The organism is Pseudomonas sp. Sample_23 (assembly GCF_004307595.1).
Lineage (GTDB): Bacteria > Pseudomonadota > Gammaproteobacteria > Pseudomonadales > Pseudomonadaceae > Aquipseudomonas > Aquipseudomonas atacamensis.
This window is the reverse complement of the sequence record NZ_RCNX01000081.1, coordinates 1-6,983: the sequence shown is the minus strand read 5'-3', so window position 1 is coordinate 6,983 and position 6,983 is coordinate 1. Positions and strand designations below refer to the sequence as shown.

General features: G+C 62.1%; 6 protein-coding genes. 2 read left to right on the top strand and 4 right to left on the bottom strand.

The window, feature by feature from the left end; translation table 11 throughout:
- The 4 genes from D8U82_RS19845 to D8U82_RS19825 form a co-directional block, all read right to left on the bottom strand.
- A partial coding sequence (locus D8U82_RS19845) for an HlyD family secretion protein (RefSeq protein ID WP_130902815.1) occupies positions 1 to 821 on the bottom strand: 821 nt, incomplete at its 3' end.
- A 10-nt stretch (positions 822 to 831) separates the two neighbouring features.
- Positions 832 to 1,032 carry a DUF1656 domain-containing protein gene (locus D8U82_RS19840; RefSeq protein ID WP_016771611.1) on the bottom strand — a complete coding sequence of 67 codons (201 nt, stop codon included), beginning with the start codon at positions 1,030 to 1,032 and terminating at the stop codon, positions 832 to 834.
- Complete coding sequence (locus tag D8U82_RS19835) at positions 1,022 to 3,214, bottom strand: FUSC family protein (protein WP_130902814.1); 2,193 nt, start codon at positions 3,212 to 3,214, stop codon at positions 1,022 to 1,024. Before D8U82_RS19835 ends, D8U82_RS19840 begins: the two co-directional genes overlap by 11 nt.
- A 139-nt stretch (positions 3,215 to 3,353) precedes the next feature.
- On the bottom strand, positions 3,354 to 4,853 hold the full coding sequence (locus D8U82_RS19825; protein ID WP_130902813.1) for an efflux transporter outer membrane subunit: 1,500 nt from the start codon (positions 4,851 to 4,853) through the stop codon (positions 3,354 to 3,356).
- 275 nt (positions 4,854 to 5,128) lie between these two features.
- Between D8U82_RS19825 and D8U82_RS19820 the strand changes: the two genes are divergently transcribed.
- Together D8U82_RS19820 and D8U82_RS19815 are read left to right on the top strand one after the other, a co-directional pair.
- Positions 5,129 to 6,097, top strand: coding sequence for a LysR family transcriptional regulator (locus D8U82_RS19820; protein ID WP_024011667.1), 969 nt, complete (start codon positions 5,129 to 5,131; stop codon positions 6,095 to 6,097).
- Positions 6,098 to 6,487: 390 nt separating this feature from the next.
- Positions 6,488 to 6,862, top strand: a complete 375-nt coding sequence (locus D8U82_RS19815; protein WP_130902812.1) for a DUF6124 family protein — start codon at positions 6,488 to 6,490, stop codon at positions 6,860 to 6,862.
- Positions 6,863 to 6,983: the final 121 nt, after the last annotated feature.

Below are 6,983 nucleotides of genomic sequence, written 5' to 3'. Positions count from 1 at the left end.
CCCGCCGCCAGCAACACCCCCGCCGGCACCTCATCAATGTGAATCCTTACCGGCACCCGCTGAGCCAACCGCACCCAGTTGAACGTCGGGTTCACATCCGCAATCAGCTCGCGGCTTTCCGGGTTGTCGCGGTCGTAAATCCCGCGCGAAATGCTTTCGACATGGCCCTTGAGCACTTCGCCGCTCATCAATTGCATGTCGGCTTGGTCACCCACTTTGACGTGAGGCAGTTTGGTTTCTTCGAAAAAGCCGTAAACCCAAAATGAATTCATGTCGACCACGGCCATCTTCGCCTCGCCAATGCGCGCGTAGTCGCCGCGATGCACATTGAGGTTGGTCACGTAGCCGTCCACCGCCGCACGCACTTCGGTGCGTTTGAGGTTGAGTTCGGCGGCTTCCAATTGCGCCTGGGCGTGTTGGTAATCGGCCAGCGCAGCGTCGGCGATGTTGCTGGCGTCGTCGCGGTTCTCTTTGGAGATCACCAGATTGTCGAGGTCGGCGCGGCGATGGGCGTTGACCTTGCGCATTTCCCAGGTCGACTTGCGCGAAGCCACCAGTGACTGCGCCTGCTTGACCGCGATGCGGTAGTGCTCGGGGTCGATGCGCATCAGCAGATCGCCCTTCTTCACCAACTGGTTGTCGCGCACCGGCACTTCGACCACTTCGCCGGTGACGTCGGCGGCGACGTTGATGATGTCGGCACGCACGCGACCATCGCGGGTCCACGGCGTGTTCATGTAGTGCTCCCACAACGTGCGGCCGATCCACAGCGCCAGGGCCAGTACCAGCAGGGTCGCGAGCAGGCTGAAAAACTTTTTCATCAAGATGTTCTCAACGGTAGACAGTCAGCGCCATGGCGCCGAACAGACAGGTAAACAGGCTCAGACGCAGCAGCGCCGGGTGCCAGAAAAAACGGTACAGGTCGAACCCCGAGAGGAAGCGGTCAACTGCCCAGGCCAGTCCCGCAGCAATGAAAAACATCAGGGTCATGGTCGGCATGTACACGCCGTGGAAGGCGATTTCACGAGGCATGGGCAAGTCCTTCGGGCCTGGCAGAAGCGAATTCGGCGAGGGGTGATTGCGGGTCGAGCAGCGAGGTGCGGATGAAGTGCAGGTAGCTTTTCACCCGGCGCAACGCCGAGGTATCGAAGTGCGGCGCGAACGGCTCGTCGGTGGCGGCGACGCGGCTGATCGCGTGATCGACCGCCACCAGTGCGCGTTCGAGATTGCTCGCGTTCGCCTGCAAAAACAGGCGCACCAGCGCACGCCCCATCACGCGGATTGCCTGGCGCCACGGCTGCGATTCGGCATACGCCGGGTGCACGGGCAGGATCGCCTGTTCCTTGCGCAATTCGATGATCGCGTGGCCGACTTCGAGCACCACGAACATCCAGCGCAGCAGACTCTTTTGCACTTTCGGTTGCCCTGCCGCGAGGCCATAGGCCTGATGCAGCAGATCGCGGGTGCGGCTCTCGAAACGCGAGGCCAGACCCTTGAGTTTGCCGCTGATCGCGTAGACCACTTGGCCACGCAAGTCCTGCTCCAGGCGCTGCCACAGCCAGCGACTGTTCGGCGGCAGAATGATCGCCCCCGCTGCGGCACAGACGAGCATGCCCATGACCATGGCGATGTAGTCGTTGATGAAGGTGTAGGGGTTGTAAATCGTGAGATTGTCCGGCACTGAACCGGTGCTGAAAAAGATCAACAACCCGAGGCCGACACCGGCGTATTGCGGTCGTGAAGCGAGGAACGAACCGAGCACGATCACCGGCGCGAGCATCACGCAGAGCAAGGGGAAACCGTCGATCAGCGGGAAGATGAAAAACATCTCGACGAAGCCGATCAGTGCACCGAGAAACGTGCCGCAGGCCATTTGAAAGGCCATGCGTTTGGGGTTCGGTGTGGCGGCGGAAAGGCCGACGGTGGCGGCGGCGATCAGGGTCATGGTCGCCCCGCTCGGCCACGCGGTGGCGACCCAATAACTGCCCAACACAATCAGGATGAACGAGGCACGAATCCCCGACGCGGCCGCCGCCCACCAGTTGGTTTGCGGAGTGAACGGCTCGTCCCAGCGCTCGCGTTCGTGGCGGTGCTCGGCCAGGGACGCGTGGGTCTGTGCATAGCTGTGCAGGTCATCGACGAAGCGGTAGAGCAATTCGTAGGCGGTGTGGAAATCCAGTTGTTCGGCTTCGCTCGGAGCAGTGTCCTGAAAGATCCCGCGCAGGGTTCGGACCCGTGCCGGCAGACCTTCCTTGTAGCTGGCCAACGCGGTCGCCAAACGTGCCGCATCGGGGCTGGTCAGCGCGCGACCGCTGAAGCCGTCGAGCACTTCGGCGAGGTCCTGCAAGCCCGGTTTGATCGCTGCCACGACATGCTCTTCGCCATTGCCGCGCAGGCGTTCAAGCAACTGATGCAAGGCGTTGAAGCGCGTGGTGATGCCCATGAACTCACTGTTCAAACGACTTAGCCGGCCGTTGCGCCGGCGCATGTGCGGGTCTTCGAACACGGTCACGCTGCGCAAGCCTTCCAGGCCCACGGCTTCGGCAATGAAGCGCACGTTGCTGGCTTCGAACGCCTCGGCTTTGCTGCGCCCGCGCAGGCCGTCAGTGACGAACAGGGCGAACACGCCGAAGCGCTGATACAAGGCGTTGCGCATCGCCGCACTGGCGGTCTGCGGCAGAATCGCCGCGCTGATCAGCGTCGAACAGAGAATCCCCAGCGAGATTTCCAGCACCCGCCATACCGCCGCCATAAAGGCGCCGTCCGGGTGCGCCAGCGCCGGCAGACCGACCATCGCTGCGGTGTAACCGGCGAGAACAAAACCATACGCGCGAAAATTGCGGCAACGTGCGGCACCGGCTGAGCAGATGCCGACCCAGATCGCCAGCGAGCCGAGAAACAGCTCCGTGTTCTGCGCGAACAAAGCGATCAGCGTGACCATCATCGCCGACCCGGCCAGCGTGCCGAGCAAGCGATAGAAACTCTTGGCGACCACCTGACCGCTCTGCGGCTGCATGACGATAAACACCGTGATCATCGCCGTACGCGGTTGCGGTAGTTCCAGCCGCATCGCCAGCCACAGGGTGAGAAACGCGGCGAGCAACACCTTGAAGATATACACCCAGGTCACGCCATCGCTGCGGGCCCAGTCGAAGAAACCGCGGCGCCATTCCAGGGAGTGGAGCCAGCGTAGAGGGGCGGGCAAGGAGGTCATTGAAAATACTCAGGCATGCAATGCGGACTCGAAACCTGTGGGAGCGAGCCTGCTCGCGAAAGCGCAGTCTCAGGCAACATGTTCATTGACTGATACGCCCTCTTCGCGAGCAGGCTCGCTCCCACAATGGATGCTGTGTTCAACGCAGGAGCGCCGGGGTTTTCGGGGCCTGGGTCTGCTCGGCTGTCGGCACGTCATCACCGGCACCGAGGCCGCCCCCCAAGGCAGTCACCAGCTCGGCATGCGCACTCAACCGCGCCGCCTGCACCTGCTGCTGCACTTGCTGCTGTTTGAACAGCAAGGTCTGCGCATTCAGCACATTGAGGTAATCGGTGAGGCCGCGTTGGTAGGCGATCATCGCGATGTCGTAAGTCTTCTGCGCTGCGGCAACGGACTCGGCGGCGAAGTCCTGCTGCTTATCCATCGATTCGCGACGGATCAACTGGTCGGAAATGTTCTTCAGCGCGTTGATCAGGGTCTGGTTGTAGTGCGCCACGGCGATGTCATAACCGGCCGCCGCTTCGCCCAATTCGCCACGCAGTCGACCGCCGTCGAAGATCGGCAACGAGATCGCCGGGCCGACGTTGTAGTTGAGTTTCTTACCGGTCAGAAACTCCAGCGCGCCGCCGCCCGTGGCCATGTAGCCGAGGCTGCCGACCAGATCGACGTTGGGGTAGAAACCGCCGTGGGCGACATCGATGCCGCGCGCCTGCGCCGCCACTTGCCAGCGACTGGCGACCACGTCCGGACGCTGGCCGAGCAGTTCGGCGGGCAATGCCGAGGGCAACTTCAACGGTGCCGCGAGGGACAGCGTCGGCCGTTGCAGTTGCGCAGCGGCGCCCGGGCCTTTACCGGCCAGCGCAGCAATCTGGTTGCGGCTCAGGGCAATTTCCTCGTCCAGCGCATCGAGTTGGCGATGGGTTTCCGGCAGCGGTGTTTCGGCCTGGCTGACTTCGAAATGCGTGCCGATCCCGCCGCTCAGGCGTTTCTGCGCCAGATCGAGAATCTGCTGTTGCTGCCTGAGCATTGCGGCAACGATGTCGCGCTGGGCGTAATGCAGCGACAACTCGATGTAGGCGCGGACGATGTTGTTCTGCAGCTCCAGCTGCGCCAGGCGAGCCTCGGCCACGCTCACATGGGCCAGATCCACCGCGCGTTCACTGGCATTGCGCTCGCGGCCCCAGAGGTCGAGGGCGTAACTGAAGCCGAGCGCGGCGTTGTTGTCCCATGTGGTGGTGTTGGCCAGATCGCCGGGGCCGTAGAACTGATCGGTCGGCCAGTTGTGGCGCTTGAGGGTTGATTCGCCATTGATCTGCGACGCCTCGGCCGCTTCGGCAACACCGGCCATGGCCTTGGCCTGACGCACCCGCGCAGCGGCCATGGCCATGCTCGGGCTGCCTTGCACGGCGAGGTCGATCCAGCGATCAAGTTGCGCGTCACCAAACGCCTGCCACCATTGGGCGCTGGGCCAGTGGGCGTCTTTGGCGGCCTCGGCAATGGCAGCGTCGGTGGCCAGTGAATCGGCCGCGAGTGCCTCGCCGTGAGGGGCAATGCCTTGGGTAGAGATGCAGCCGCCGAGAGCCAGGGTTAAAGCCAGAACACTGAGCGGCAAAAGCGCTCTGTTGATGCGACGCGGCACAGCTGCGAATTCCTGAGAGAGGGATAGATCGAGGACCGTGCAGGAGCTGCCGCAGGCTGCGATTTTTGATCTTGCTTCCCTTAAAACAAAATCAAAAGACCGCAGCCTTCGGCAGCGCCGGCACAGGATCGGCGCAATTCTATGGAGCTGCCTCTGCGGCGATAAGCTGGGATTTCTGTGAATCTTTGTTACGGTTAACGAGATAATCCCTTGGTCGGGGGTCTCAGCCCCTGAAACTTCGTGTCACAATTTGCCATCTCCCTTGAGAGCACCCCATGGACACTTTGCAAAACATGCGCGCCTTCAGTTGTGTTGCCGAAGCGGGCAGCTTCACCGCCGCCGCCGTGCAACTGGACACCACCACCGCCAACGTCTCGCGCGCGGTCTCCAACCTGGAAGCCCACCTGCAAACCCGCCTGCTCAATCGCACGACCCGGCGCATCGCCCTGACCGAGGCCGGCAAACGCTACCTGCTGCGCTGCGAACAGATCCTCGCCTACGTCGAAGAAGCCGAAGCGGAAGCCAGCGACGCCCACGCACGCCCCGCCGGCCAACTGAAAGTGCACACCATGACCGGCATCGGTCAGCACTTCGTCATCGACGCCATCGCCCGCTACCGCAAGACCCACCCCGACGTGACCTTCGACCTGACCTTGGCCAACCGCGTGCCGGACCTGCTCGACGAGGGCTACGACGTGTCCATCGTGCTGGCCAGCGAACTGCCCGATTCCGGCTTCGTCTCGCAACGCCTGGGCATCACCTACAGCATCGTCTGCGCCTCGCCGGCCTACGTAAAAGCCAACGGCGCCGCGCAAAAACCCAGCGACCTGCTCAACCACGCCTGCCTGCGCCTGGTCAGCCCGGTGATCCCGCTGGAGAAATGGGCATTCGATGGCCCGGACGGCCAAGAAACGGTCACCATCAACAGCTCGCCATTCCTGGTGAACTCCGCCGACGCCATGAAAACCGCCATCACCAGCGGCATGGGCGTCGGCGTGCTACCGGTCTACGCCGCCATCGAAGGCCTGCGCAACGGCACTCTGGTGCGCGTGATGCCCAACTACCGCTCGCAGGAACTCAACCTCTACGCGATCTATCCGTCGCGGCAGTACCTGGATGCGAAGATCAAGACGTGGGTGGAATATTTGCGCGGATCGTTGCCGGAAATATTGGCGGCGCATCAGGCGGAATTGGTTGCGTATGAGTTGAGCGGGAGTCTGGCTGGCGCGCGCGTCGCCACCTGACTTTAAACACCGCTGACTTCGTGTAGGAGTTGACGAGTGCAACGAGGCTGCGATCTTTTGATTTTGCTGTTTAAAAAATCAAAAGATCGCAGCCTACGGCAGCTCCTACATCGCGGTGTTTACGGGGAAGTTTCCGACAGGTTTTGCAGGTTGTCCGTCGGAAGTGCGCTGGCTAGGATCTAGTGGTTGCTGACGAATCAGCGACCGGGCTTGGTCGTCCGGGTTTAGAATGGCGCACATTTTCAAGCATGCTTAATGGCGAGCTGTGCGTGGGAGGGCCTCGGCCCTGCCGGGTTTCCATTCCCTGGTCGACCAACCCGCGTACGGTTCGCCACCCGATTGCTTGGTCGCAGTCAGTGGCGAACTCCACTTCCCGAATGGAGTTTCACCATGTTCAAACCCACACCCAATCCCCCCGAATCCGCAAGCACCTCACCCTACCAATCCCCGGACTCGACGAAACTCCACGACGCCGCCGAGCGCGCGCTGGATCACTACCTCAAACCGGCCACCACCGCGCAACAAAGCCACAAACCCAGCACCATGTTCCAGGTCGCCCCGGACCAGGACAACGAAAGCCTGCTGGCCCACGCCTGCGAATCCCTCGCCTCGGCGAGCATCATGAGCAGCGACATCGCCGCCCACGTCGACAGCCCACAGCGGCACACCATACTGGCCATCCAGCAGGTGATCATGCTGGCGGAACTGGCGGTGAACCGGGTGCTGGATAACTATGAAATCCATCAGCCCCAGACACACAATTGAACCTCTGTGGGAGCGAGCCTGCTCGCGAAGGCTTCAGCACATTCAACATTCGGGTGTCAGATAAACCGCTTTCGCGAGCAGGCTCGCTCCCACAATTCTGGATCGTGTACATCAGCGAGAT

What these genes read in the sequence shown, in the direction of transcription:
- D8U82_RS19820 (WP_024011667.1), top strand. Translation starts at nt 5,129, where the DNA reads ATGGACACTTTGCAAAACATGCGCGCCTTCAGTTGTGTTGCCGAAGCG.
- D8U82_RS19840 (WP_016771611.1), bottom strand. Translation starts at nt 1,032, where the DNA reads ATGCCTCGTGAAATCGCCTTCCACGGCGTGTACATGCCGACCATGACC.
- D8U82_RS19815 (WP_130902812.1), top strand. Translation starts at nt 6,488, where the DNA reads ATGTTCAAACCCACACCCAATCCCCCCGAATCCGCAAGCACCTCACCC.
- D8U82_RS19835 (WP_130902814.1), bottom strand. Translation starts at nt 3,214, where the DNA reads ATGACCTCCTTGCCCGCCCCTCTACGCTGGCTCCACTCCCTGGAATGG.